Annotated in this window: 25 protein-coding genes; 12 read left to right on the top strand and 13 right to left on the bottom strand. The window is 67.2% G+C overall.

Annotated features, from left to right (window positions below; all coding sequences use genetic code 11):
• Positions 1–41 precede the first annotated feature (41 nt).
• The 3 genes from argS to ACOHWE_RS00930 form a co-directional block, all read right to left on the bottom strand.
• The gene (gene argS / locus ACOHWE_RS00940; protein WP_420663508.1) at positions 42–1,787 is read right to left on the bottom strand and encodes an arginine--tRNA ligase; all 1,746 of its coding nucleotides are present in this window, start codon (positions 1,785–1,787) and stop codon (positions 42–44) included.
• Positions 1,788–1,937: 150 nt separating this feature from the next.
• On the bottom strand, positions 1,938–2,237 hold the full coding sequence (locus tag ACOHWE_RS00935; protein WP_420663507.1) for a YciI family protein: 300 nt from the start codon (positions 2,235–2,237) through the stop codon (positions 1,938–1,940).
• A gap of 350 nt (positions 2,238–2,587) precedes the next feature.
• A complete protein-coding gene (locus ACOHWE_RS00930; RefSeq protein WP_420663506.1) occupies positions 2,588–3,739 on the bottom strand; it encodes a deoxyguanosinetriphosphate triphosphohydrolase in 1,152 nt (383 codons plus the stop codon).
• Positions 3,740–3,829: 90 nt separating this feature from the next.
• On the opposite strand from ACOHWE_RS00930, the gene ACOHWE_RS00925 reads away from it, so the two are divergent.
• Positions 3,830–4,153: a HesB/IscA family protein gene (locus tag ACOHWE_RS00925; RefSeq protein WP_420663505.1), complete on the top strand. Its 324-nt coding sequence runs from the start codon at positions 3,830–3,832 to the stop codon at positions 4,151–4,153.
• Between the two features lie 270 nt (positions 4,154–4,423).
• Here the strand turns inward: ACOHWE_RS00925 and ACOHWE_RS00920 are convergent, their stop codons facing one another.
• The 3 genes from ACOHWE_RS00920 to ACOHWE_RS00910 all read right to left on the bottom strand — a co-directional run bounded on the left by ACOHWE_RS00920 (position 4,424) and on the right by ACOHWE_RS00910 (position 7,017).
• Positions 4,424–5,356, bottom strand: a complete 933-nt coding sequence (locus ACOHWE_RS00920) for a DMT family transporter (protein WP_420663504.1) — start codon at positions 5,354–5,356, stop codon at positions 4,424–4,426.
• Complete coding sequence (locus tag ACOHWE_RS00915) at positions 5,353–6,432, bottom strand: DUF6902 family protein (RefSeq protein ID WP_420663503.1); 1,080 nt, start codon at positions 6,430–6,432, stop codon at positions 5,353–5,355. Before ACOHWE_RS00915 ends, ACOHWE_RS00920 begins: the two co-directional genes overlap by 4 nt.
• 108 nt (positions 6,433–6,540) lie before the next feature.
• Positions 6,541–7,017: a hypothetical protein gene (locus ACOHWE_RS00910; protein WP_420663502.1), complete on the bottom strand. Its 477-nt coding sequence runs from the start codon at positions 7,015–7,017 to the stop codon at positions 6,541–6,543.
• A 370-nt stretch (positions 7,018–7,387) separates the two neighbouring features.
• Between ACOHWE_RS00910 and xth the strand changes: the two genes are divergently transcribed.
• Positions 7,388–8,197 (top strand): exodeoxyribonuclease III, encoded by an 810-nt coding sequence (gene xth, locus ACOHWE_RS00905; protein ID WP_420663501.1) that lies wholly within the window; start codon positions 7,388–7,390, stop codon positions 8,195–8,197.
• Between the two features lie 144 nt (positions 8,198–8,341).
• On the opposite strand, the gene ACOHWE_RS00900 is transcribed toward xth, so the two are convergent.
• Together ACOHWE_RS00900 and dksA are read right to left on the bottom strand one after the other, a co-directional pair.
• On the bottom strand, positions 8,342–9,508 hold the full coding sequence (locus ACOHWE_RS00900; RefSeq protein WP_420663500.1) for an FAD-dependent monooxygenase: 1,167 nt from the start codon (positions 9,506–9,508) through the stop codon (positions 8,342–8,344).
• Between the two features lie 107 nt (positions 9,509–9,615).
• Positions 9,616–10,038 carry an RNA polymerase-binding protein DksA gene (gene dksA / locus ACOHWE_RS00895; RefSeq protein ID WP_420664649.1) on the bottom strand — a complete coding sequence of 141 codons (423 nt, stop codon included), beginning with the start codon at positions 10,036–10,038 and terminating at the stop codon, positions 9,616–9,618.
• Positions 10,039–10,234: 196 nt separating this feature from the next.
• Here dksA and ACOHWE_RS00890 point away from each other — a divergent pair, with 196 nt between their 5' ends.
• The 5 genes from ACOHWE_RS00890 (at position 10,235) to ACOHWE_RS00870 (ending at position 14,902) form a co-directional block, all read left to right on the top strand.
• On the top strand, positions 10,235–11,074 hold the full coding sequence (locus ACOHWE_RS00890) for an AAA family ATPase (RefSeq protein WP_420663499.1): 840 nt from the start codon (positions 10,235–10,237) through the stop codon (positions 11,072–11,074).
• 187 nt (positions 11,075–11,261) lie between these two features.
• Complete coding sequence (locus tag ACOHWE_RS00885; RefSeq protein WP_420663498.1) at positions 11,262–11,726, top strand: GNAT family N-acetyltransferase; 465 nt, start codon at positions 11,262–11,264, stop codon at positions 11,724–11,726.
• Positions 11,727–12,027: 301 nt separating this feature from the next.
• Positions 12,028–13,410: a DUF2927 domain-containing protein gene (locus ACOHWE_RS00880; RefSeq protein ID WP_420663497.1), complete on the top strand. Its 1,383-nt coding sequence runs from the start codon at positions 12,028–12,030 to the stop codon at positions 13,408–13,410.
• Positions 13,411–13,467: 57 nt separating this feature from the next.
• Positions 13,468–13,635, top strand: coding sequence for a hypothetical protein (locus ACOHWE_RS00875; protein WP_420663496.1), 168 nt, complete (start codon positions 13,468–13,470; stop codon positions 13,633–13,635).
• Positions 13,636–13,717: 82 nt separating this feature from the next.
• Entirely contained in the window at positions 13,718–14,902 is a 1,185-nt protein-coding gene (locus ACOHWE_RS00870) for a vWA domain-containing protein (protein ID WP_420663495.1), read from the top strand.
• 966 nt (positions 14,903–15,868) lie between these two features.
• Here the strand turns inward: ACOHWE_RS00870 and ACOHWE_RS00865 are convergent.
• Complete coding sequence (locus ACOHWE_RS00865) at positions 15,869–17,023, bottom strand: WD40/YVTN/BNR-like repeat-containing protein (protein WP_420663494.1); 1,155 nt, start codon at positions 17,021–17,023, stop codon at positions 15,869–15,871.
• A 115-nt stretch (positions 17,024–17,138) separates the two neighbouring features.
• Between ACOHWE_RS00865 and ACOHWE_RS00860 the strand changes: the two genes are divergently transcribed.
• Positions 17,139–17,825 (top strand): M48 family metallopeptidase, encoded by a 687-nt coding sequence (locus tag ACOHWE_RS00860; protein ID WP_420663493.1) that lies wholly within the window; start codon positions 17,139–17,141, stop codon positions 17,823–17,825.
• A 185-nt stretch (positions 17,826–18,010) separates the two neighbouring features.
• On the opposite strand, the gene ACOHWE_RS00855 is transcribed toward ACOHWE_RS00860, so the two are convergent.
• From ACOHWE_RS00855 to ACOHWE_RS00840, 4 genes are all read right to left on the bottom strand, one after another.
• Positions 18,011–18,562, bottom strand: a complete 552-nt coding sequence (locus tag ACOHWE_RS00855; RefSeq protein ID WP_420663492.1) for an RSP_2648 family PIN domain-containing protein — start codon at positions 18,560–18,562, stop codon at positions 18,011–18,013.
• Positions 18,563–18,567: 5 nt separating this feature from the next.
• The gene (locus ACOHWE_RS00850; RefSeq protein WP_420663491.1) at positions 18,568–19,782 is read right to left on the bottom strand and encodes an RSP_2647 family RNA methyltransferase; all 1,215 of its coding nucleotides are present in this window, start codon (positions 19,780–19,782) and stop codon (positions 18,568–18,570) included.
• Between the two features lie 104 nt (positions 19,783–19,886).
• On the bottom strand, positions 19,887–20,156 hold the full coding sequence (locus ACOHWE_RS00845) for a hypothetical protein (protein WP_420663490.1): 270 nt from the start codon (positions 20,154–20,156) through the stop codon (positions 19,887–19,889).
• Complete coding sequence (locus tag ACOHWE_RS00840) at positions 20,140–22,959, bottom strand: [protein-PII] uridylyltransferase family protein (protein WP_420663489.1); 2,820 nt, start codon at positions 22,957–22,959, stop codon at positions 20,140–20,142. Before ACOHWE_RS00840 ends, ACOHWE_RS00845 begins: the two co-directional genes overlap by 17 nt.
• Before the next feature lie 539 nt (positions 22,960–23,498).
• Here ACOHWE_RS00840 and ACOHWE_RS00835 point away from each other — a divergent pair.
• The 4 genes from ACOHWE_RS00835 (at position 23,499) to ACOHWE_RS00820 (ending at position 25,863) form a co-directional block, all read left to right on the top strand.
• Positions 23,499–23,948 carry a DUF2852 domain-containing protein gene (locus ACOHWE_RS00835; protein WP_420663488.1) on the top strand — a complete coding sequence of 150 codons (450 nt, stop codon included), beginning with the start codon at positions 23,499–23,501 and terminating at the stop codon, positions 23,946–23,948.
• Between the two features lie 119 nt (positions 23,949–24,067).
• Positions 24,068–24,559, top strand: a complete 492-nt coding sequence (locus tag ACOHWE_RS00830; RefSeq protein ID WP_420663486.1) for an RDD family protein — start codon at positions 24,068–24,070, stop codon at positions 24,557–24,559.
• Between the two features lie 96 nt (positions 24,560–24,655).
• Entirely contained in the window at positions 24,656–25,480 is an 825-nt protein-coding gene (locus ACOHWE_RS00825) for an arginyltransferase (RefSeq protein ID WP_420663485.1), read from the top strand.
• Positions 25,480–25,863, top strand: a complete 384-nt coding sequence (locus tag ACOHWE_RS00820) for a VOC family protein (protein ID WP_420663483.1) — start codon at positions 25,480–25,482, stop codon at positions 25,861–25,863. The genes ACOHWE_RS00825 and ACOHWE_RS00820 overlap by 1 nt, the downstream gene beginning before the upstream one ends.
• Positions 25,864–25,964: the final 101 nt, after the last annotated feature.

Below are 25,964 nucleotides of genomic sequence, written 5' to 3'. Positions count from 1 at the left end.
TTTCCTGATCTGCCTCAGCCCGGCGGAAGCTGCGGTTTTTATTAGCGCATTTCCTCTGCCGGTTTGACGCCCAGAATACCAAGGCCAGCAGAAATGACAACGGAAACGGCCCGCGCGAGGGCCAAATTCGCATGTGTTGCCGATTGGCTGCTCTCGTTAACAAAGCGTAAACCTTCCTGGCTCTTGCCGAGGTGGTAAAGCCCGTGCAGCTCCGACGCGAGGTCGTAGAGGTAAAAGGCGATCCGGTGCGGCTCGCTGGTGCGGGCGGCAATTTCCACCTGCCGCGGCCATTCCGCAAGCTTGCGCGCCACCGCCAGCTGCGCGGGATCCGAGACCAGCGACAGATCCGCTGCCGCAAGCGTGGCGTCATCGGTGGCAGTACCCTGCTCCTGCGCCTTGCGCAGAGTCGAGCAGATCCGCGCATTGGCGTATTGGACGTAGAACACCGGATTGTCCTTGGACTGCTCCAGCGCCTTGTCGAGGTCGAAGTCCAAGCCCTGGTCGTTCTTGCGGGTGAGCAGCATAAAGCGGGTCACGTCCGGGCCCACCGCATCGACCACGTCGCGCAGGGTGACAAAGGTCCCTGCCCGCTTGGACATCTTGAACTCCTGCCCGTCCTTAAACAGCTTGACAAGCTGGCAGAGCTTCACCTCCAAGGGCACCTTGCCGCCCGACAGCGCCGAAACCGCCGCCTTCATCCGCTTGACATAACCGCCGTGGTCGGAGCCGAAGACGTCGATCAGCAGATCGAAACCGCGGCTTACCTTGTCGTAGTGATAGGCGATGTCAGGGGCGAAATAGGTCCAGGAGCCATCGGATTTCTTAACCGGGCGGTCGACGTCATCGCCGTGTTCGGTGGACTTGAACAGGGTCTGCTTGCGCGGCTCCCAGTCTTCCGGCTTCTTGCCCTTCGGCGGCTCCAGCACGCCTTCATAGATCAGCCCGCCCTGCTCCAGCGCCTCCAGCGCTGCCTCAATGCGGCCGGTGCCGTAGAGCGACTTCTCGGAATAGAAGTTGTCCATCACAACGCCGAGCGAGGCCAGATCCTCGCGGATCAGCTCCATCATCGCTTCGGTTGCGAAACTGCGGACTTCCTCCAGCCAGACTTCTTCCGGCTGCCCGACGAAGCGGTCGCCGTACTTCTCCTTCAGCGCCGCGCCCACCGGGATCAGGTAATCGCCGGGATAGGTGCCATCGGCAAAGGCAACTTCCTTCCCATGCGCTTCCAGGTAGCGGAGGTAGGCCGAGCGCGCGAGCACGTCGACCTGGGCGCCGCCGTCGTTGATATAATATTCGCGAGTCACCTCGTAGCCCGCGAAGTCCAGCAGCGAGGCCAGCGCATCCCCGAAGACGGCGCCGCGGGTGTGGCCCACGTGCAGCGGGCCGGTGGGGTTGGCGGAGACGTATTCCACGTTCACCTTCTGGCCTGCGCCGATGTCCGCGCGGCCGTAATCGGTGCCTTCATCCAGGATCGCCTTCAGCGTGCCCTGCCAGACGCCGGGCGCCAGCCGCAGGTTAAGGAAACCAGGGCCCGCCACCTCGGCCGAAGTGACGCGCTCATCGCCTGCCAGCCGCGCCGCCAGCGCCTCGGCGATGTCGCGCGGTTTCATCTTCGCGGGTTTCGCCAGCACCATCGCCGCATTGGTTGCCATGTCGCCATGGGCGGCATCGCGCGGCGGCTCCACCGCGACATTGCCGAAATCGAGCCCTTCGGGCAGCGTGCCCTCGGCGGTCAGGGCGGCGAGGCTGTCAATCACTAGCGAGCGGATATCGGTAAAAAGGTTCATCTCTGGCGTCCCATTGGTTCGCCCAAGCGGATAGCGGCGGGCGCGCGGAGGGTCAACCGCTGCGCGCGGGCCGCGCCCTGCGCGACGGCGCCGGCAGGCACCGGAAAATGGCACATTTTCGCCCCCGAGCGGCAACGGCAGCGCGGCCAGTCAGGGCAACAGACCCGGCACCCTCGTTTCCGTCCCCAGTGACGTTATCCGGTAGCGGCGCAGCGCCGGGACAAAATAGGGGTCCTGCCGGATAAGCCGCTCCGCATCGGCGCGGGTCTCGCACGTGATGGTCCAGATCGCGCCCGGGAAGTCCTGCATCGGCCGCATCGCCAGCGGCCCGCCGATCTGCAGGCCCGGGCTGGCGCGCACAAAGGCGATATGCGCCGCCCGCCGCGCCTTGCAGCCCCGGATCCGCGCCATGCCCGGCGCATCGCAGAAAGTGACGGTCCAGCGTTTCATAAGTGCCCTTCGTCCTTCCCAATCAGGCCCAGCGATAGGGCGCGCTCCTCCGCCCAGCATAGAGCCAGTTTCTATGGCCGAATAGCGCCAGACGGGGGCGCACATGAGGGGCTTTGCAAAAACGCAGGGCGCAGGACCTTCCGCAACGGCGCATCAATATGCGTGACAATATTAGTGACCCTTAAAATAGCATAATATTGAAAGCCGCTTGCGCCTTGCACAAACGGGCGCTCTCCCCGGGGGACATCAGGTGACTTATCCCCACCCCGCAATTCCGCGAGCGGCGGGGACAAGTTCAATGCCATCATCCAATTATCCAGCCTCGGAATTCCAATCCAGGGGCCTGAGAATCAAACTTTGGGTTTAACGCCGAAAATCCGCTCGTATTGCTGCAGGGCGAAACGGTCGGTCATTCCGGCTATGTAATCCGAAACGATACGCGCCAGCGAGGTTCGGTCTCCGGCGGCCTCGATGTCGGCCTGCCAGGAGCCTGGCATCTCCTCCGGATGGTCGAGGAAATAGGGGAACAGCGCTTCCACCACCTTGGCGACCTCGGCGCGTTTCTGCATCACCGAGGGCGCACGGTACATACGGGTGAAGAGGAAGGCGCGGATCTCCTTCAGCCCGGCCCAAAGGTCCGGAGAGAACTGCACCACCGGGTACCCGAGCGCCCGCACTGCCTCGACGCTGTCCGCGCCGCTGCCGGCCAGCCGCTGCCGCGCGGTGGCGATCACATCCTCCACCATCACCCCGAAGAAGCGGCGCAGCGCCTCGTGGCGGCGGCGGCTGATGTCGAGCCCGGGATAGCGCCGGTCGACCTCGTGATAGGCAGGCCCCAACAGCGGCAGCCCGGCCAGGTCATCGTCGGAGAACAACCCGGCGCGCAGCGCATCATGCAGGTCGTGGTTGTTGTAGGCGATGTCATCGGCAATCGCCGCCACCTGCGCCTCGGCGCTGGCATGGGTGTGCAGCTCCAGATCCATCGCGGCGTTGCACTCGGCCAGCGCCCAGGGCAGCTCACCCACCACCGGGCCATTGTGTTTGGCAATCGCTTCAAGGGTTTCCCAGGTGAGGTTCAACCCGTCGAATTCGGCATAATGGCGCTCCAGATGGGTCACAATGCGGATCGCCTGGGCGTTGTGGTCAAAGCCGCCATAAGGCGCCATCAGCGCATGCAGCGCGTCCTCGCCCGTGTGGCCGAAGGGCGTGTGGCCCAGGTCATGCGCCAGCGCCACACCCTCGGTCAGCTCCTGGTTGAGCCCGAGCGCGCCCGCGATGGTGCGCGCCACCTGCGCCACCTCGATCGAATGGGTAAGCCGCGTGCGGTAGTTGTCGCCCTCGTGCTCGACGAACACCTGCGTCTTGTGCTTGAGCCGCCGGAAGGCGCTGGCGTGGATGATACGGTCGCGATCACGCTGGTAGGGCGAGCGGAAAGAGCTCTCCTCCTCGGCGACCAGCCGGCCGCGGCTGCGGTCCGGCAGAGTGGCATAAGGCGCATGCATGTTAAATCTTTTCCCCTGCAAATCTTGCCGCCTGAATTGCAGCTTTCTATATAATGGCTTGCGCTGCAACATGAGCTTTGGAGAGACGCGATGCAATTGCCCCCGAAAGTGACAGACCGTGCCTTCGCCCGGCTGGCCGAGATCGGCGCCGCCGAGCAGGGCAAGGCGCTGCGCGTGGCGGTCGAAGGCGGCGGCTGCTCCGGCTTTCAGTACGAGATCGCCCTGGACGAGCCCAAGGCAGAGGATCTGGTGCTGGAAGGCCAAGGGGAGAAGGTGGTGGTGGACGAGGTTTCGCTGCCGTTCCTGGAAAACGCAGTGATTGATTTCACCGAGGAGCTGATCGGCGCGCGGTTCACCATCGAGAACCCGAACGCCTCCTCCAACTGCGGCTGCGGCACGTCGTTCTCGATGTAACCGCCGCCAGATTGCGGAGAAATTTGGCGCCTTTTCAGCAGAATGGCCGCCCTGCCTTCCGATACTGATAACTGACCAACGCGGAGCAAGGGCGAATCCCGCCGCGCATCGCCGGCGCGCCCCCACGCGGCGGCGATTTGGCTTCGGCTGGGAGTGCCCTCGATAAGTTCTACGGATTTGGCAGATATAAACTGCCAGTCACGACCCTCAAGATCGCCCCCGCGCGCGCCGCCGATGCGCGGCTCAGCACAAGCAGCCTTGCAGGACGGCTTACGGGTCGGTCTGCGGGTTGTTGATGAACGGCACCCGGGGTGTGCGCGGGGCAAACTGGTCCCAGACCAGATACAGCCCCGAGGCCATCACGATCGCGCTGCCCAGAACCGTGCTGAGCGGAGGCACCTCGCCAAAGGCGGCCGCCCCGATCAGGGCCATCCAGATGAACTGCAAGTTCATCAGCGGCGTCACCGCGTAGGACGCGAGCAGCCGCAGCGCCACCACCAGCACCCAGCGGGCGCCGAATAGCAGCACCGCATAAGCTGCGGCCCAGGCGGCATCAGCGGCCGGCATCGGCAGCCAGACAAACGGCAGTGCCACCAGCATCACTGCGCCCAAGAGCAGGTTCGGATAGAACACCTGCGCCAGCGCATTGGTTTCAAAGCGGCCGATAAAGCGCGCCATTGTCATCGAAAACGTGCCGAAGACCGCGGCTGCCAGCGCGACCAGATGGCCGCCCGCAAGCCCGCTCAGCCCCTGCGGCAGCAGTACAAGTACACCGCAGAACCCCAGCGCCAGCGCGGCCCAGGCGGCAGGGCGCACCGGCTCCTTCAGCACGAGTCCGGACATTGCGCCCGCCAAAAGCGGCATCAGCCCGATGAAGACAAAAACCTCGGCAAAGGGCAGCAGGCGGAAAGCATAGAAGAAGCACACCGCAGCAAGCAGCCCCGCCACCGCCCGCAGCGCCATCGCCCGCGGGCAGGTGGTGCGCAGTCCGGCCCGCTGCGACCGGTGGCGGTCCGCAATCAGGCACAGCGCCGCCACCATCATGCCCGACAGCGCATAAAGCTGCGCCGCCGCGTACTGCCCCGCCAGCAGCTTGGTGATGCCATCAGCCGAGGCGATGAGACCGGTGTAGATCACCGCGAGCAGCGCGCCTCCCAGCGCTGCGCTGCGCGCCCCGTGCGCTTTAACGCCCGTGCCGCTCACGCCGCGCCGTCCATGGCGGCCGTCCCGGCGCGCGCGAAGCCTTCGAAGAAGCGGCCAAAGCTTGAACAGCTGCGCTCGGCCGCCTCCAGCAGGCTGCTCTCCGCGGGGTCCAGCGCGGCCTCAACCCGGGCCTTCAGCGCAGCAAGGCTGCGCGGCGGTCCGTCTGCCTGGAAAAGAGCCTGCGACAGTGGCCTCAAAATACTTCCTCCCTGCCAGGGCGGAATCCGTACAGGACCACCCGGGACCGGCTGTGCAAACGGTACGCCTCCCGCAACCGCTGCCAGCCAGTTCACCACGAAATACTCGTGATACGTATCATGAAGTCCAGACAATTCTCCCTTAACGATAGTATAAGCAGAAAGCCGCCGCTTGAGCCAGTCTTCCCACGCGGCGGGCGGACGGGCCGCGGCATAGCGCAGCGCAATACAGACTTCGGCCAGCAGATCGGCGTCCTGATCCAGGAAAGCAATCAGGCCGGTGAACTCCAAACTGGTCAGGGCCTCCGGCGGCAGGTCCGGGCACCGGCGCCCGTATTCCGACAGGTAGAAGACGATATGGGTAAGCTCGTAAGCGGCCTTTTTGTTCGGAACCGCAAAGGTTTGCGGCCGGGCGATAAAGTCCCGCAGCCGGTCGTCGAGTCCTGCGTCGCGGAAGGCAACGCCCCGCCGCGCCAGCAGGCGGCGGGCCTCAGCGCGCTGCAGATCCGACAGCTCGGCCCCCGGCAGACCCCGCGCCGCCACCCACTCGGCAATCTGCGCGCCCTGCCCGCTCCCGGCGCCTTCCAGCCCGAGATCCTCGAGGTCGAGACAGATCGACAGGATGAACCTGTAATATTGCCGGAAGAAGCTCACATGCCGCGCCGCGCCGCCATAGAACTCCGCCAGAGGCGCCAGCGCGCCGGGCCGGAGCGCAGTTCCGGTGCATTCCAGGATATTGAGCAGCTCCGCATTTTCCTTCAGCCAGAACACATCCTCCGGGCCCCGGCGGTGGCTGGCGAAGCTCTCGATCAGCGCCGCCCGCGACTCGTCCCGAGGCTGGCGGTGCAGCGGGGTCTTGAAAGGCAGGATCTGGGCCATGAAGTGGTTCTCCGGTTATCAGGCGGCTCTGCGGCGGCCACATGTGGCCGCCGCCGGGATCAGTCCGCCCCGCCGCCAATCAGGCCGCAGGACATGGGGCCGGGACGCTCAGCTGCCCGAGGAAAACAGCCGCGTGGCCTCGCCCGCATGGGCGGCTGCCCGGGCCTGCGGCGCCGAACCCGAGGAGAACAGCCCGGCCTCATCGCCGGATGCGGTTTCCGCCCGCGCCGCAGGGGACGAGCCGGACGAGAACATTTCCACCCGGTCGCCCGCTGCGGCCTCTGCCCGCGCAGCGGGGGCGGAGCCGGAAGAGAACATTTCCACCAGGTCACCGGCAGCGGCTGCGGCTTCAGCCGCCGGCGCGGAGCCGGAGGAGAACAGCCCGGTCAGGTCACCCGCCGCCGCGCTTTGGGCGGCCGGGGCCGAGCCGGAGGAGAACATCTCAGCGCCCTCGCCCGCTGCCATCGACGCTCCGCCCATGGGCGCGGAGCCGGAGGAAAACAGCCCTGTGTCGGCGCCCCCGAACAGGCTGGCGCCAGCGGTGTGCATTTCCCGGAAGTCCTGGATCTTTTTCTGAGCGGTCATCTTGTACCCCATTTCTTGTTGTCTTAACGCCCCTCCAAGCTGCCAGCATTTCATCGGCGATCAACAATTATTTGCAATTATGCATTGCATTACAGTTATCCACAGGATTAACTTATTCACCTTAATTTTTGATCGGCAAAAATTAGTGCAAATTACCCACAGGATATACACCGGTTTACACACAAGTTGAGACATGCAAAGCCGTTTTACACAATCTATACGATGTATTTCATTCCTGCAAAATGGCCAGTTATGAGCCCGTCAGCTCCCCGCTCCGGCGATTCGCCGGCCGCCGCGCGGCGGGTTGCCCCAGCCCCGTGTTTCGGCGATAGAACGGACCATTGACCTCAGTCCGCCCGGGAGGCACGGCATGAAAATCGCCACGTTCAATATCAATGGCATCAAGGCCCGCGCCGAGGCCCTGCCGGCCTGGCTGGACGAAGCCCAGCCTGATGTGGTGGTGCTGCAGGAGATCAAATCGGTGGACGAGGCCTTCCCGCGCGGAATGCTGGAGGAACGCGGCTACAATGTCGAAACCCACGGCCAGAAAAGCTTCAACGGCGTCGCCATCCTGTCAAAGCTGCCGCTTGAGGACGTGAGCCGCGGGTTGCCCGGCGATGACAGCGACGAACAGGCGCGCTGGATCGAGGCTACCGTTGTGGGCAAGCAGGCGCTCCGGGTTTGCGGCCTCTACCTGCCGAACGGCAACCCGGTCGAGCTCGACAGCGGGGGCCAGCCCGTGGCAGGCGGCAAATACGCCTACAAGCTGGCCTGGATGGAGCGGCTCAAGGCCCGCGCCGAGGCGCTGCTCGCGTCCGAGATGCCCGCGCTGATGGCGGGCGACTACAACATCATCCCGCAGGCCGAGGACGCCAAACGCCCCGAGGCCTGGGCGGAGGATGCGCTGTTCCGCCCGGAAAGCCGCGCCGCCTTCCGCCGCATCCTGAACCTCGGGTTCACCGATGCCTTCCGCGCCCGCCACGGCAGCGGCGGCGGCCATTACAGCTTTTGGGACTACCAGGCCGGCGCCTGGAACCGCGACGATGGCATCCGCATCGACCATATCCTGCTCACGCCGCAGGCCGCCGACTTGCTGATCGACTGCCAGATCGACCGCGAGGTGCGCGGCCGCGAGAAACCCTCGGACCACGTGCCGGTCTGGGCCGAACTGGACCTCTGAGCGCAGCACGCGCGGGCAGTGCGGCCCGCGCCGCACGCCGGGCGGGAGCCTCCCGCGGCAAGCGGGCCGAATCGGCAATACATCGCGGGTTCCCCGGCGCGAGGTTCCGCAGCAGCGGTCCGCCGCGCAGCGGCAGCCTGCGTCTCAGGCAGTCACATCGTGGCGGTAGATCCAGTCGAACTGGCGCACCATGCGCTCCGGCGCCAGCTGGCCCATGGTGCGCAGCACCAGATGCGCGGGCCAGTTCAGCGGGCGGCGCAGGTGGTATTTCCAGGCATTGCGGCTGGCCGCCCGCACCACCCGTTCGGCCCGGGCGCGGCGCCGCTGCTGATAAAGCGCGAGACCCGAAGCAATGTCCGGCGCGTCCTGGAGGGCGCGGCACAGCACCCAGGCGTCTTCCAGCGCCAGATTGGCCCCCTGCGCCATGAATGGCAGCGTCGGATGCGCCGCATCGCCCAAAAGCGCCACATGGCCGCCATGCCACTTCGCTGCCACCGGGTGCCGGAACAGTCCCCAAAGCGCCACCTGCTCCACTGCCTCCAGCAGCGCCGCCGCGGTGCCGCCGAAACCCGCAAAGGCGGCACGCAGGTTGTCCGGGCTGTCGGTGGTATGCCAGCCCTCCCCGGCCCAGGCCTTGCGCGCCTGCACCGCCACCAGATTCACCAGCCGCCCGTCGCGCAGCGGATAGGCCACCAGATGCCGCCCCGGCCCCATGAACAGCTGCGCCTCCGCGGGCAGATTCAGATGGTTCGGCACGGTGGCACGCCACGCCACCTGGCCGGTGAAGAAGGCATTGTCCTCGCCATTCAGCGCCACCCGGGCGCGCGAATGCAGCCCGTCGGCGCCGATCACCAGATCGCCGCCGCATTGCGCGCCCTGCCCCAGGTGCACTATTGGCCGGGACCCGGGTTCAACCCGCTCGGCCTTCTGCAGCAGCCGCACCTGCACGCCCTCGCGGCGCACCGCACCGGCCAGAAGCGAGATCAGATCGGAGCGGTGGACGAAGTAATACCCCACCCCCGCAGCATATTGGTCAAGGTCCAGCCGCAGCACCTCGCGGCCCTTCGCGTGGCTGCGCAGCACCACCGCGCGGGCGCGCTGCGCGCCCCAGGCGAGGTCATCCTCCAGCCCCAGCGCCCGCAGCACCGCAACCCCGTTCGGCGTCACCTGCAGCCCGGCGCCCACCTCGGAGATAGCGCCGGCCTGCTCGAGGATGGTGACCCGCGCGCCCGCCCGGCACAGCGCCAGCGCCGCGGTCAGCCCGCCGATGCCCGCGCCGATGATGGTGATTTTCAGTCCGGTGAGTTTCATTGGGGTCCTGCAAGGATTCAGCCTGCCCCAAATGAAACAAAAAACGCCGGAGCAAAAGACCCCGGCGTCCGGCAAAGGCCGGATTTTCCTGCAAACGGCTGAAAAGATCAGTCGTCGCGGTGCACTTTCTCGCGCCGCTCATGGCGCTCCTGCGCCTCCAGGCTCATGGTGGCAATTGGACGCGCGTCCAGACGCTTGAGCGAAATCGGCTCTCCGGTCACTTCGCAGTAGCCGTATTCGCCTTCGTCGATGCGGCGCAGGGCCGCGTCGATCTTGGCAACCAGTTTGCGCTGGCGGTCCCGGGTGCGCAGTTCCAGGGCGCGGTCGGTCTCCTCGCTGGCGCGGTCGGCCACGTCGGGAATGTTGCGGGTGCTGTCCTGCAGCCCCTCGATCGTGTCGCGGCTGCCTGCCAGAAGTTCCTGTTTCCAGTTCAAGAGCTTGCGGCGGAAATATTCAGTCTGCCTCTCGTTCATGAAAGGCTCATCTTCGGCCGGGCGGTAGTCGTCCGGCAGAAACACTTCTTGCTTCATTTCGGCTCCTTCGGTCTGGCCCATAATGCTGGTCTCAAATTTCTTTCCAAACATTGTGGCTCCCCCATGCCGCAGCGTTTATCCCCAACCGCCGCGATTGTCACTACACAATAGTAAGTGCGTCTGGTTAAAAGCAGGCTAAGACCGCAAGTGGCGGAACAGGGCCACAGAATGCCACAAACAGATTGGGAAAGACATGCAATTTCAGGGCACTGAAGACTATGTTGCCACGGATGACCTGAAAGTCGCGGTGAACGCCGCGGTGACGCTGGAGCGGCCCTTGCTGGTGAAAGGCGAGCCCGGCACCGGCAAGACCGAGCTGGCAAAGCAGGTCGCCGGGGCCCTGGGGCTCAGGATGATCGAGTGGAACGTCAAATCCACCACCCGCGCCCAGCAAGGACTGTACGAGTACGACGCCGTCAGCCGTCTGCGCGACAGCCAGCTTGGCGACGAGCGCGTGCATGACGTGAAGAACTACATCAGGAAAGGCAAGCTCTGGGAGGCCTTCGAGGCGGACGAGAAGGTCGTGCTGCTGATCGACGAGATCGACAAGGCCGATATCGAGTTTCCCAATGACCTTCTGCAGGAACTCGACAAGATGGAGTTCCACGTCTACGAGACCGGCGAGACCATCCGGGCCAAGCACCGCCCGATCATGATCATTACTTCCAACAACGAAAAGGAGCTGCCGGACGCTTTCCTGCGCCGCTGCTTCTTCCACTACATCCGCTTTCCCGACGCAGAGACGATGAAGAAGATCGTCGCGGTGCATCATCCGGGGCTGAAGGAATCGCTGCTCACCACCGCGCTCACCCAGTTTTACCAGATCCGCGAGACTCCGGGTCTGAAGAAGAAACCCTCCACCTCCGAGGTGCTGGACTGGCTGAAGCTGCTGCTGGCCGAGGACCTCTCGCCGGAGGATCTCGCCAGCAAGGGCGCCGATGCGCTGCCGAAGCTGCATGGCGCGCTGCTGAAGAACGAGCAGGACGTGCATCTGTTCGAACGCCTCGCCTTCATGGCGCGCGGCAAACGCTGAGCCGCTGCAAAGACCCTGTACGCCCCGGTCCGGCCTCGCCTGAGACCGGGGCGCAACGGTTTCCCGCCGCGCAGGCCCCCCGCCGGAAATCCCGCTTAGCGTTCCGCCGCTTGAGTCTATAGTGGCAGTGACGCCTGACCGGAGCCTCTGACCCGCCGGGCGCGGAAGCAGAACGAGCGGCACGGCCATGACCAGCAAAGACCCGGGGACCACCCTCTCCATCCGCCCCCTGCGGCCCGAAGACCGGGACCAGTGGCAGGCGCTCTGGCGGGACTACCTCGCCTTTTACGAGACCGAGCTGCCGCCGCACATCTACGACAGCACCTTCGCGCGCCTGCTCGGCGATGACCCGCGTGATTTCAGCGCCCTGGTGGCCGAGGCGGACGGCCGGCTCGTGGGCCTTGCCCATTTCCTCTTCCACCGCCACGGCTGGAAGCAGGAAGAGGTCTGCTACCTTCAGGATCTTTTTGCCGTGGCCGATCTGCGCGGGCAGGGCATCGGCCGCAAGCTGATCGAGGCGGTCTATGCCGAGGCCGATGCCGCCGGCGCGCCTGCGGTTTACTGGCTCACCCAGGAGTTCAACCACACCGCCCGCACACTTTATGACCGCATCGGCGTGCAGACGCCCTTCATCAAGTACCAGCGGCCGTGAGCACGGCGCTGACACCTGCGCCTGCGGCGCGCCCGCGGGCGGCTGCGGCTTTCCTTCCCGCGGGCGCCGCAGTAGGCTGGAGCCGGAGCCGGTACGGGAGCGCCCGCCCGGCAGAAGCTCCGGCGCAATACCGGCAAAGACAGGAGACCGCGCCCAAGTGACCGTTATGTGCCCATGGTGCGCCAGACGCGAGCCCGTGACGTGCCCGTGATATGCCGGTGAAACGCCCGTGAAGCCCCTCCGCCCCTCTGCCCTGCGCATTCTGCGGCCCCAGCCCGCGGCGCCGCCGCTGCGCCCGCGCATGCGGGCCCGCCTGCGCCGGGGGCTGCGCGCCGCCGCCCTTGGCCTCGCCGCGCTGGCACTGGCGGGCTGCGCCGCCGGGCCCCGCAGCACCCCGCCCAGCCGCGCCGCGGCCGCCCCTGTGCAGCTGCCGCCGGTCAAGGTGTTCACCCGCTCAAATCCGCAGCCGCCGCAGCGCGCCAATGCCGATATCGCGCGCGATTTCCTCGACCTGCACTTCCAGCTCGAAGGCGGCAGCCCGCTGCCTGTGTTCACCCGTTTCGAGACCCCGATCACCCTGCGCGTCACCGGCCACCCGCCGCCCGGCTTCTCGCGCGACCTCGCGGCGCTGCTGGCCCGGCTGGAGCGCGAGGCCGGCATCGCGGTCCGCCGCACCACCAGCCCCGGCGCCAGCATCACCGTCGAACTGGTGCCCCGCAGCGAAATCCGCCGCGCGCTGCCCAATGCTGCCTGTTTCGTGGTGCCGAACGCCGCCTCCCTGGCCGAGTACCGCCGCGCCCGCCGCCACCCCCGCAGCAGCTGGTCGCTCCTGCGCGAGCGCCGCCGGCTCGCCATATTCCTCCCCAGCGACGCCAGCCCGCAGGAGGCACGCGACTGCCTGCATGAGGAGCTGGCCCAGGCCATCGGCCCCTTGAACGACCTTTACCGGCTGCCGGATTCCGTCTTCAACGACGACAATATCCACGTCGTGCTCACCGGCTTCGACATGCTGGTGCTGCGCGCCACCTACGCGCCCGACCTGCATACCGGCATGACAAGGGAGCAGGTGGCGGCCCGCCTGCCCGCAATCCTTGCGCGCCTCAACCCCGCGGGCGAGCGCCGCCCCCCGCAGTTTCTGCCCGAAACCGCGCCTGCCTGGGCCGATGCCTTTGAAGAGGCGCTTGGAGCCAAGTCCTCCCTGCGCGAGCGCAGCCGCGCCGCGGCCGAGGCGGCGGCGATTGCGGGTAACCTCGGGTGGCAGGACCACCGCCGCGCCCACAGCCACTATCTCCTCGGCCGGATGCTGCAATTCCAGGATCCCGCCCTTGCCCTGCGCCATTTCCAGAGCGCCCTCGCCTACCTTGGCAGCGGCCCGGAGACCGCGATGCACCGGGCCCGGGTGAGCGTGCCGCTTGCCGCTTACGCCATCGCCCATGGCGACGGTGCCTCGGCGCTCACTCTCCTTGAGCCCGCCGCGCGGCTCGCCGAAGCGCATGAGAACGCCGCCCTGCTCGCCACACTGCTGATGCTTCAGGCGGAGGCCCTGGAGCTGGAGGGTGAAGCCGTGGCGGCGCGCAGGGTCAGGCTGGACAGCCTCGGATGGGCGCGGTACGGGTTTGGCCCGGACTGGGCGGTGGCAGCACGGGTGCGGGAGATCGCCTCCCTGCGGCCCCCGTCCCGATAAGTCCCGATGACAGGACACCGCGCCCCCGGCGCGGGCAGGCAGTGAGGCGGACAGATCATGATTGTTATTGGCGGAGTTCTTCTGGGTGCCCTTCTCGGCGCGGCACAGGCGCGCAAACGCGGCGGCAATACGGCCGACATGCTGCAATACGGGGCTGTCTACGCGATGATCTTTGGTATTGTCGGCCTGCTCGCAACCATCCTGGCGCACAGGTTCCTCGCCTGACATCAGGCTTGAGTACGGGCCCGGTCCCGATGCGCCCGCCGGACGCCCCGGCCCGACAGACGAGACGCAAGCGGAGGCCCCGATGTTTCAGCCCTTCTTCGAAAATCTGCGCAAGGCCGCGGTGCCGGTTTCCCTGCGCGAATACCTCAGCTTCCTGGAAGCAATGAAGGCGGGGCTCGCCACCTATGACGTGGAGGCCTTCTACTACCTCGCCCGCGCCGCCATGGTGAAGGACGAGCGCAACATCGACAAGTTCGACCGGGCCTTCGCCGCCACCTTCGAAGGCCTGGAACAGATCCCCGCCGCCGCGGTGATGGAGGCCGTCGACATCCCCGAGGACTGGCTGCGCAAGATGGCCGAAAAGCACCTCAGCGCGGAGGAAAAGGCCGAGATCGAGGCGCTCGGCGGCTTCGACAAGCTGATGGAAACGCTGAAGGAGCGGCTGAAGGAGCAGCAGGGCCGCCACCAGGGCGGCAGCAAATGGATCGGCACCGCCGGAACCTCCCCCTTCGGCGCCTATGGCTACAACCCCGAGGGCGTGCGCATCGGCCAGAAGGAAAGCCGCCACCAGCGCGCGGTCAAGGTCTGGGACAAGCGCGAGTTCAGGAACCTCGACGGCGATGTCGAGCTCGGCACCCGCAACATCAAGGTGGCGCTCAAACGCCTGCGCCGCTGGGTCCGCGAGGGCGCGCGTGAGGAGCTGGATCTGGACAACACCATCCGCTCCACCGCCGAGCACGGCTATCTCGACGTAAAGACAAGGCCGGAGCGGCACAATGCTGTAAAGGTGCTTCTGTTCCTGGATGTGGGCGGCTCGATGGACCCGCATATCAAGGTGGTGGAGGAGCTCTTCTCCGCCGCCCGCGCCGAATTCAAGCACCTGGAATATTACTACTTCCACAATTGCCTTTACGAAGGTGTCTGGCGCGACAACCGCCGCCGCTGGAGCGAGAAGATCCCCACCCATGAGGTGCTGCGCACTTACGGGGCGGACTACAAGTGCATCTTCGTCGGCGACGCCGCGATGTCGCCTTACGAGATCGCCTACGCCGGCGGCGCCAACGAGCACTGGAACGAGGAGCCCGGCCAGGTCTGGCTGCAGCGCGCGCGCGAGGCCTGGACCTCGAACCTCTGGATCAACCCGGTGCCGGAGAAATACTGGGATTACACCCATTCCATCGGCATGATCCGCGAGATCTTCGAGAACCGCATGGTGCCGATGACACTCGATGGCCTGGAACGCGGCATGAAGGAACTCTCGCGCTGAGCGGGTTTGGCGGTACGGGGTCAAGGAGGCCGTCTGCACATACGCGACTTGCAACGCGCTGACGGTGGACCGCGCCCCTCGATCGGCCCTCTCGCAGCCACGCGAAGAGCCGCGCATCACCGGCGCGCGCGGAGGCGATCCGGCCGGTCCTGAATGGCATTTTATCCCAGCCTAGTCCGAACACCCTTCCGAGAGACCACCCAGCCGCAGCCAAATCGCCGCCGCGAGGGAGCGCGCCGGCGATGCGCGGCGGCCTCACGGCCTTGTCCCGCGCTGGGAAGAGCAAGAAACGGACAACCTTCTCGGGCGCAGCGCAATAAGCGACCGTGAGACGCGCAGGCGCTTTCAAGTATTGCATGCGGCCCTCCAGACCGAGAGCCGCGCATCACCGGCGCGCGCGGTGGCGACCCTGACATCTGTGACTGGCAATTTATCTCAGCCAAGTCCGTAGACCCTACCGAGGGCACCCCAAGCCTCAACCAAATCGCCGCCGCGTGGGCGCGCGCCGGCGATGCACGGCGGCCTGTCAGCCTTGTCCCGCGCTTGGCGGCACTCAGGACCGGTAGAAAAGCGCCCTGCAGCGAACCCGGCGCCGGATCACGCCCGCATCCTCCCAACGGCCTCGAACCTCCCGGCCTCCGCCAAAACCTCAAAATCGTACCACCGCCCCGCCCGCAGCCCGCGCAACCCGCATCTGGCTCCTCCGGTGCCGCAATCCACGACAAGACGTATCAGCCCTCCTGCCCCAATGTTTCGCGCGCGAAACAACGGGTCAGCCTGCCTGTCCCTTCACTCCGCATTCACAATGCCCGAAGCCCTCCCGCCCCTTTCCGGCTGAGGCAGCGCCTCTCCCGAAAGCGTTTGGGCCGGGCGGGGGCCGCGCCGCAGGCGCGGCCCCCGCCTCCCCGCGATTTGCGGAGCAAAGCGCAAAACCTCCGGCCGTCAGGCTCACCGCACGCCCGCGCTTCAGCGCTCCAGCACCTCCACCGACAGGATAGTAGGCAAGTGCCGGGCGATCTCCTGCCAGCTGTCGCCCTCGTCCAGGCTGGCAAAGACCGAGCCCGAGTTGGTGCCGAAGTACACACCGGCCGGATCGCGCGTATCCCCCGCCATCGCCTGGCGCAGCACGGTGAAGAAACAGGCCTCCTGCGGCAGTCCCTCACGGCAGGCGTGCCAGCTCCCGCCGCCATCGCGCGAGCGCCAGACAGCAGCCGCCGCGTCCGGCGGGTAGCGGCCGACGCTGTCGCCATTGAGCGGCAGGGTCCAGAGCGTATGCGCATCACGCGGATGCACCAGGATCGGGAATCCGAAAGTGGAGGGCAGCCCTTCCGTAATGTCCTCCCAGCTGCGCCCGCCGTCACCCGAGCGCCAGACGCCGTGGTGGTTCTGCTGGTAAAGCAGCGACCCGCCGCCCGGGGCCAGCGCCATGTTATGCACGCAATGCCCGGTCTCCCCGTCGCGCGGCGCGGCAGGGTGGTCGTGGCCGGCGCAGGCTTCCGCATTGGCAAGCCGGTTGCGGCGCTCCCAGGTCTCTCCGCCGTCCTCGCTGGCAAAGACTCCGGCGGCGGAGATACCGCACCACATACGGGCTGGCCGCTCCGGGTCGGTCAGGATCGTATGCAGCACCAGCCCCGCCGCGCCGGGCTGCCAGCTTTCCGCCGAGGGGTGATCGGTCAGCCCCTCGACGCGGGACCAGCTTTCGCCGCCGTCGAGGCTCTGCAAGAGCGACGCAGGCTTGGTGCCCGCATAGATCCGATCCCGGCCGAGGCCCAGCGACCAGATCTGCTGGAACTCCGACCCGAACGGCAAGTCGACCGGCTCGTAGCTGATCATCGCCGCGAACTCGGGATCCTTCTCCGCCCAGTCGTCGCTCATGCCGCGGGTGAGCCGGGTGAGCTGCCAGCTTGCGCCGCCATCCGCCGAGCGCCAGACCCCGGCGCCGTTCCATTCGCTGCCGCCGCCCGCATAAAGGCGCCCGCTCTCCGGATCGCCCTTCACATGGTTGATCACCCAGCCGCCGCAGAACGGCCCGCGCATTTTCCAGCCCGCGCGCGCCGCGCCGCCCTCCAGCAGGAACGCGCCTTTGGTGGTGCCCAGAAGCACCGTAACTGCGCTTTCCATCGCGCTCCCTCCCCTGTTTCCGTCGCCGCAGCGTACCACGGGAAGCGCTCTGCCCGGCCGTGAAAATCAACGGTCTCCGCTTGCCGCGGGGCCGGTTTCCGCCCATATCTGAGACATGCTGAAGCTGACCCCCATCCTGCTGGCAGTGCTCTACGGGCTGGTGATGTACCGGATCTCGGTCTGGCGCACCCAGAAAGAGCTGGACCGGCGCTCGACCGAACTGGCCGATCCGCGCCTGAAGCGGATCACCGACCGGCTGGCAGCGGCGCTGAACCTTGCCCGCATCAAGGTGCACATCTACGAGATCGACCCGGTGAACGGTCTGGCCGCACCGGACGGGCGGATCTTCATCACCCGCGGCTTCTACCGCAAGTACCAGAACGGCGAGGTGAGCGCCGAGGAGATGGCCACGGTCATCGCGCATGAGCTGGGCCATGTGGCGCTGGGGCATGCGCGGCGGCGGATCATCGACTTCTCCGGGCAGAACGCGCTCCGCACCGCGCTGATGATCATCCTGGGCCGATTTGTGCCCTTCGTGGGGCCCTGGATTGCCGGGGTGCTGACCTCGCTGCTGGCGGCGCGGCTGTCGCGGGCGGATGAGTATGAGGCCGATGAATATGCCGCGGCGCTCTTGACCAAGGCAGGCATCGGGGTTGGCCCGCAGAAGAGCCTGTTCCGCAAGCTGGAAGAGCTGACGCAGGCGCGCGCAGGCATGGCGCCGGCCTGGCTGATGAGCCATCCGAAAACCGAGGAGCGCATCGCCGCACTTGAGCGGCTGGAGGCGAAATGGGCCAAGGGATGAGACTTCCCTGAGCCGTATCCGTCCGCGGCGTCAGCGCTGCGCGGCGGCTTCGCGTTATAGGGCCGGCGGCTTTCATTCGGGTGGGAATCCTGAGGGGCCGGCCCCTCAATCTCCCCGGAGTATTTTCCGAAAGATGAAGGAGCGTGCGGCGGGGCTGATGAGGGCGGCTGCCCGCGGAACGCCTCTTACCCGGACGCGGACGCCAGCGCCTTGGCAAGCCGCGGCAGGCGGGCTTTCTTCAATAGCGGCCGCATCTGCCAGCCGCCGCCGGAGAGGCGGTTGGCTTCTCCTAGCACCTCAGCGCCGAGGGTTTCGAGCCCGGCGGCATCCTTCAGCCACAGATCGTGCAGAAGCTGATCCGGGCCGATCCGCTCCAGCCCTTCCTCAGCCAAGGTGTGGCGCGGGAAGTCCTTGTTGTTGAGCGTAACGATCGCGTCGGCATGGCCCGCGATGGCGGCGGCGAGCACGTGGATGTCGGCGCTGTCCGGCAGCCAGAGGCGGGCTTCGATCCCCAGCGCAGGCGCGACCTCGGCCTGCGGCCAGGCGGCGCGGATCAGGGCAATCTCCCCCTCGGCCTGGGCCACGCCTTCCGGCCCCAGCTTCTGCGCCGCGCGCGCCCATTCGCCCAAGATTCGCGCCGACCACAGCGGTGTGAAATGGCCAAGGCGTGCCGCCCCCAGCAGCATCTCGCGCATCACCGTGGGGTAGAGCACGCAGGTGTCGAGCAGGAGCTTCACCGGCCTCAGTCCAGGCGGAAGAACACGGCCTTCAGATAGCCGCTTTCGGCCAACTGCGGCAGCTGCGGGTGGTCGGGGCCGGCATAGCCCGTGTGCAGGAGCTGGCCGCGCCGCCCGGCGCGGCCGATGCCGCGGGCGGAGGCGTTGCGGAAACTTGCAAGGTCCGCTGCGTGGGAGCAGGAGCAGAGGCCGAGATAGCCCCCCGGTTTCACCAGCGGCGCCGCCAGTTTCGCCACCCGCTCATAGGCGCGCAGGCCGGCGTCCAGCGCCTGTTTCGAGGGCGCAAAGGCGGGCGGATCGCAGATCACCACGTCGAAGGTTTCGCCCTCTTCGCCGAGGGCTGCGAGCACCTCGAAGGCATCACCCTGGCGCGCGGTGAAGCGGTCCTGATGCCCGCTGGCCCTGGCGCCTTCACCGGCCAGCTCCAGCGCCGCGGCGGAGCCGTCGACACAGGTGGCATGACCGGCACCGCCTGCCAGCATCGCAAGGCCGAAGCCGCCGACATGGGAGAAGACATCCAGCACGCGGGCGCCGGGCGCGGTGAGGCGTGCGGCAAAGGCGTGGTTTTCGCGCTGGTCGAAGAACAGGCCGGTCTTCTGGCCCCCGGTCAGGTCGGCCATGTAGGTGGCACCGTTCATCTGAACCGGCACCGGCGCGGCGGGAGCCGCGCCCAGGAGCGTCTGGCTTACGTCGTCGAGCCCTTCGAGCGAGCGGGTGCGGCCGGAGGCGTTCTTGAGGATCACCTCGGCGCCGGTCACTTCGGCCAGCGCAGCGGTGAGCGCGTCCAGATGCGCCTCAGCCCAGGCGGCGTTGGGCTGCACCACAAGCGCCGCCCCGAAGCGGTCGATCACCACGCCGGGCAGCCCATCGGCCTCGGCATGGACGAGGCGGTAGAACGGCGCGTCGTAAAGCCGCTCGCGCAGCTCCAGCGCGCGGGTGATGCGGGCCGCGAACCAGGCCTGACCGATCACCGCTTCCGGGTCGCGGTCGAGCATGCGGGCGATGATCTTGCTTTCCGGGTTCACCGCCACCAGGCCCAGCGGGCGCTGCGCCTCGTCTTCCAGAATGGCGAGGCTGCCGGGCGCAAGCTTGCGGGTGCGCCGGTCGGTCACCAGCTCGTTGGCATAGACCCAGGGGAAGCCGTGCCGGATGGCGCGGGCGTTCGACTTGGGCTTCATTTTCACGCGGGCGCGCTCGGGCGCGGGGATGGGGGCTGTCATGGGCTTCTCTTAGCCCTAAGCCGCGGGCAGGGAAAGAGGCCGCGCCTCAGGAGATCCGCAGGCCGCGCGCGGCGCTGGCGGCGGTCAGACGGCGGGGAACGGGATCAGCGCTGGCGCGCGCGCCAGCCGCCCCGCCGGCGGGGCGCAGCCTGCTGATCCAGCCCCTCCTGCAGCACCGCGGTCATCGGGTGGTCCGGGTGGCGGCCGCCGTAGATCTCCAAGAGACTGCGGATGTCGGCCCGGGCGTCACGGTCCGCGGCTGCCCCGAGCGCCCAGTCAAAGAAGATGCTGCGGCATTGGGCCTCGGTGATGCCCTCGATCCGGTAGCATTCGTAAATCAGCCCGCGGGGGTCCTGTTCAATCCTGCCCTGCAACTGCGCCCTCCCTGGCCAAGGCTTCCGCGATGATCGCCGCGCATCTGCCATAGCGGGCCTCCAGCTCCTGCTCAAGCGCCTCCAGCCGGGCATAGCCGGTGGTCTGGCAGAGGAAGCGGGCCCCGCCCTCCCCGATCGCGGCCCCGGTGATGGCCTTGCCGGAGAGCAGCCGCGCGGCGGTCTGCACCGACCAGAATAGCTCGTAGGCGGCGTCGAGGTATTGCGCATCCGCGTCCTCCAGCCAGCCGCCAGCGACAGCGCCGCGCAATCCTTCGGCGACGCCGCGGGTGGCGGAGCCGGAGAGCAGCGAGCCGGCTTGGGAGATCAGCTCGATATCCATCATCCGGCCCGGGCCGGTCTTGGCGTCCCAGGTGCTGGACGGGGACTTGGCGGCTTCCAGGCGCGCGCGCATGGCGGCGACCTCCTGCAGCACCTTGGTGCGGTCGCGCGGCTGGCTGAGGAAGCCGGAGCGGAAATCCTCGATCTCCTCCGCGAGGCCTGGCTCGCCCGCCACCACCTTGGCGCGGGTGAGCGCGAGGTGCTCCCAGACCCAGGCCTCGTTCTGCTGATAGAGCGTGAAGCTCGCGAGGCTTGCCGCCACCGGCCCCTGGTTGCCCGAGGGGCGCAGGCGCATGTCCACGTCATAGAGCTTGCCCTGCGCCATCGGCGCAGTGAGGGCGGTGACCAGCGCCTGGGTGAAGCGGGCGAAATAGGGGCGCGTGGCGAGCGGGCGCCGGCCCTCCGACATGTCGGCGCCGGCGGGATCGTAGATCAGGATGAGGTCGAGGTCGGACCGGGCATTGATTCGCCCGGCGCCGAGCGAACCCATTGCCAGCACCGCCGCGCCGCGGCCCGGGGCGGGCCCGTGCTTTTCGGCAAAATGCGCCGCCACCTCGGGAGCAAGGCCCGCGATCACCGTCTCCGCCAGCTCGGCATATTGCGCGCCCGCTTCCGCGGCGCCGATCAGCCCGCGCAGGTGGTGGACGCCGATGCGGAAGTGCAGTTCCTTGCTCCAGCGGCGGGTGGCGTCGAGCTTGGCCTCATAGTCGCCTTCGCGGGTCAGGAGCGCCGCCAGTTCGGCGCTCAGTGCCTCCCGGTCCGGCCAGGGGTCAAAGAAGGAGCCGCCGATCACCGCATCAAAGACACCGGAGTTGCGCGACAGGAAGCTTGCGAGCCCATGCGATGTGCCCGCGATGTCGATCAGCAGGTCGATAAGCTGCGGGTTGGCGCGGAACAGGGAAAACAGCTGCACCCCGGCAGGCAGACCGGCGAGGAAGCCGTCGAGCGCCAGCAGCGTTTCCGAGGGCTGCGCAGTTCGGGCAACGCGGGCGAGGAGCTCGGGCTTCAGCCGTTCGAAGATCTGCGCGCCGCGCGAGCTGCGCAGGGCCGGATAGGTGGGCCAGCGGGCGATGACGGCGCCGTCGAGCTCGGCCGCGGCCTCGGGCGGCAGTTCGGGAGGCGGCGCGGTTTTGGCCGCGCCGCTGCCGGGGGCAAAGAAGCCTTCGGTCAGCTCGTGCACCTCGCAGAGGCGCTCTTCCAGGGTCTTCAGCAGATCGCCGGGCGCCGTGTCCATCAGGCAGGCAATGCGGGCGATGCCGTCCCCGGAAGTGGGCACCTTGTGGGTCTGGGCGTCGTGCACCATCTGGATGCGGTGTTCCACCTCGCGGTGGGCGCGGTAGTGGCGGGTCAGCGTTTCGGCCACCTTCTGCGGCACCCAGCCCTTCGCGGCCAAGGCCGCCAGGCCTTCGACGGTGCCGCGCACCCGCAGGCTGTCGTCGCGCCCGCCGGCAATAAGCTGGCGGGTCTGGGTGAAGAACTCGATCTCGCGGATACCGCCGCGGCCGAGCTTCATGTCGTGGCCGGGCACCTTCAGGGCGCCGCCGGTGCCCTTGTTCTCGCGGATGCGCAAGCGGATATCGTGGGCATCCTGGATGGCGGCAAAATCCAGGTGCCGCCGCCAGACGAAGGGGCGCAGGGTATTGAGGAACCGCTTTCCCGCCGCGATGTCGCCCGCGCACGGGCGCGCCTTGATGTAGGCGGCGCGCTCCCAGCTGCGCCCGAGGCTTTCGTAGTAGCGCTCCGCCGCCTCCATCGCGAGGCAGACGGGGGTGACCGAAGGGTCCGGGCGCAGCCGCAGGTCGGTACGGAAGACATAACCGTCGCCAGTGCGGTCGCTGAGAGCGGCGCACATGTTGCGGGTGGCGCGCACCATGCCCTGGCGCGCCTCGTGAAAATCGTCCGGGTCGTAGCGGGTTTCGTCAAACAGGCAAATCAGGTCGATGTCGGAGCTGTAGTTCAGCTCATGCGCGCCCATCTTGCCCATTGCGAGGATGGTGAGGCCCGCGGCGGTCTCGATGTCGTCTTCGGCCATACCCGGCAGCTTGCCGCGGCGGATCAGGGTGGCGATCTCCGCCTTGATGGCCACATCGGCTGAGAGTGCGCCGAAATCGGTGAGCGCCCCGGTTACCTGTTCCAGCGTCCAGCCCCCGGACAAGTCGCAGAGCGCCGTAAGAAGCGCCAGCCGCCGCTTGCCCTGGCGCAGGCCCGGTTTGAGCTGATCGGGCGCCAGCGCGCGGCAGTCCGCCAGCACCTGTTTCAGCGCCGCGCCGGGATCGGCCAGCGCCTGCGGCAGCCAGTCCGCCTCGCGCGCGGTCAGCTCGTTGAGATAAGGGCTGGAGCCGCAGGCGCCTGCAACCAGATCGGCCTCGTCCCCGCTCAGACCGGGCACCAGCGCGCGCGCCTCCTGCCCCAGGGACTCGTCAAAAGCGCGCGGCAGGCGCGTGATCTTTAATGCGTTGCTCATTGGCCGAGACTGTGACGCCCGGCGGGGGGGCGTCAATGGGCAAAGCCTCCGCCCGCAGCGTGCTGCGCGGGCCTACCACCGCAGGTGTACTGCTTACGTAGGGTCAGGAATACCCGCATCGCCAGAACGCATCTTCCTTGCTAAACTTGCAGCTGCGGCCGTGTTCCACGGCGCGGAGCATTTTTGCAGTGTTTACGAGTGACCTTAGGTGCCTGGGATGCCCGGTAAAGGATGTGCGGCAGTGTCCGCCGCCTCCTGGCAAGCCTGTGCTCCGTTGGCCGCTGCCGGCAGGCACCGGTGAGCAAGCACCGGACAACGGAATGCGGCCGCACGAGACTCTGCTGCAGGCGCGTCAACTGGCGCCGCGCTGCGGCAACCCCTTCTCCGCTGCCCCTCCCCCGGATAATATCCAGCTGTGCCAGTGCCTTGCGCTCCTAATGTAAAAAACGTTCACATGAAGCCTTGAAGTGGGGCATCGGGCTTCCGATATGCAGTCATGTGAAACGGATTTACATTCACGCGCAACCTGGAGACACCCGATGACGAGTTACACCCAACCCGCCCCGCAGTTTTCCGGCCAGGGCTGGTTTTCCCGCAGCGAAGCCTGGCTGGACAGCAAGGGCAAAGGCGCCTGGATCGCCGTCATGGTGCTGGGCTTCGTGTTCTTCTGGCCTGTAGGCCTCGCCCTTCTGTTCTACATGATCTGGAGCAAGCGCATGTTCAGCAAATCTGCCTGCCGCCGCAGCACCAGCTGGATGTCCTCGGGGTATTCGGCAATGAAATCCTCGGGCAACAGCGCCTTTGACGCCTACAAGGCCGACACACTGCGCCGGCTGGAGCAGGAGCAGCACGACTTCGAAGCCTTCCTGCAGCGCCTGCGCGAAGCCAAGGACAAGGCCGAGTTCGACCAGTTCATGGACGAGCGCGCCCGCCAGGCCGACCACGGCGATGAGGAAGACGATGACCCGCGCGGCGATGACCGCCGCTGATGGCACCCGCTGCCGGACGATGACGATGACGATGCCGCCGTGCCCTGCCGGGGTGCGGCGGAACCTGCACTAAGGGCCTGCTGCCCGCCCTCCCCGCCCCGCGTTTGAAGAGGACCGCCATGCATGACCACTCCCCCCAGCCCCGTTCCGCGTTCCGTCCGGATCCCGCCGGCCCCGGCCTGCCCGACCCGCTCGAGCGGCCCGAGGCCTACAGCGGTGTTGTGGCCAAACGGCTCTTTGCCTGGATCGCGGACAGTATCGTGATCCTTTGCCTCAGCGCGGTGGCGGTGGTGCTCACCGCGTTCACCGGGCTGCTGATCTGGCCGATGCTCTACCTGGCGGTGGGGCTGGCCTACCGGACGCTCACCATCGCCTCGGGCTCGGCCACCTGGGGGATGCGGCTGGCTGGGATCGAGCTGCGCACCGCCGCAGGCACCCCGCTCAACGCCGGCGAGGCGGCACTGCACACCGCGGGCTATTCGCTGTCGATGGCTTTCGCGCCGCTGCAGGTGATCTCGGTGGTGCTGATGCTGACCGGCGCCCGCGGCCAGGGGCTGAGCGATCTGGCGCTTGGCACCGCGATGCTGAACCGCCGCGCGGTAGCGGGTTAAACCAATTTCAACGTGGCCCCTTGGCGCATCAGGGGGCCGTTGCTATCATCTTGGAAACCGCCTGTTCCTGCCGCCACGAAAGCTGCCGTTTCCCCGATGCGCCACACCCTTCCGATTGCCCCGCAATTCTACGTGACGGCGCCGCAGCCCTGCCCCTATCTGGACGGCCGGATGGAGCGCAAGCTGTTCACCGCGCTGCAGGGCGACGGGGTGGAGCAGCTCAACAACAGTCTCAGCCAGCAGGGCTTCCGGCGCTCGCAGAACGTGCTCTACCGGCCCTCCTGTTCGGAGTGCTCGGCCTGCCTGTCGGCGCGCATCGACGTTGCCGCCTTCCGCCCCAGCCGCAGCCAGAAACGTACCTTGCGGCGCAACCGGCACCTGGTGCGCCGCGCCACCTCGCCCTGGGCGACCGAGGACCAGTTCGCCCTGTTCCGGCGTTATCTCGACAGCCGCCATGCCGATGGCGGCATGGCCGACATGGATGTGTTCGAGTACGCCGCGATGGTGGAAGAAACCCCGGTGCGGAGCCGGGTGGTGGAATATTCCGAACCCGGCACCAACGCGCTCACCGCGGTCTCGCTCACCGATGTGCTGGAGGACGGGCTGAGCATGGTCTATTCGTTCTACGCCCCCGACCAGCCGCAGAACTCCCTCGGCACCTACATGATCCTCGACCATATCGAGATCGCCCGGGAAGCAGGGCTGCCTTATGTCTACCTCGGCTACTGGGTGCCGGGCAGCGCCAAGATGGGCTACAAGGCGAAGTTCTCCGGCCTGCAGATCTACCACGAGAGCCGCTGGAAGGTGATGACCAACCCGGACGCCTACTCCGGGGCAGACCATCCCCTCTCCACCGATCCCATCGCGGAGCAGGTCGCCAACATCCAGCTGCCGGAGCAGCCGGTGCACCGGAACCGCTGATGCAATACCTCCATGCCGTGAGCCTTGTGGTGCCGGATTACGATGCGGCGATATCCTTCTACTGCGGCCGCCTCGGCTGGCAGCTCGCCGAAGACATCGATCAGGGCCGCAAGCGCTGGGTGCGTATCCTGCCGCCGGGGGCGGAACATGGCAGCCTGATACTCGCCCGCGCGGAAGGCGCGGCGCAGGAGGCCGCCATCGGACACCAGTTCGGCGGCCGCGTCGGGCTGTTCCTCGCCAGCGACGACTTCGCCCGCGATCACGCGGCGATGCTGGCGCAGGGCGTGGAATTCGAGGAAGACCCGCGCCACGAGCCCTACGGCACCGTGGCCGTCTGGCGCGATCCCTTCGGCAACCGCTGGGACCTGATCCAGTTCACTTGATCCCCCGCGCATCCGCGCCCTCCTGCCGGTCGCCCGCCCGCGCGCCTCCCGTTCCTTTCTGACTGAGAATACCCCGGGGTGAATGCGCCCGCCGGGCGCAA

Origin of the sequence: Cribrihabitans neustonicus (genome assembly GCF_048820895.1) — a bacterium.
Classification (GTDB): Bacteria; Pseudomonadota; Alphaproteobacteria; order Rhodobacterales; family Rhodobacteraceae; genus Cribrihabitans_A; species Cribrihabitans_A neustonicus.
This window is presented reverse-complemented; position numbering and strand designations above follow the sequence as displayed.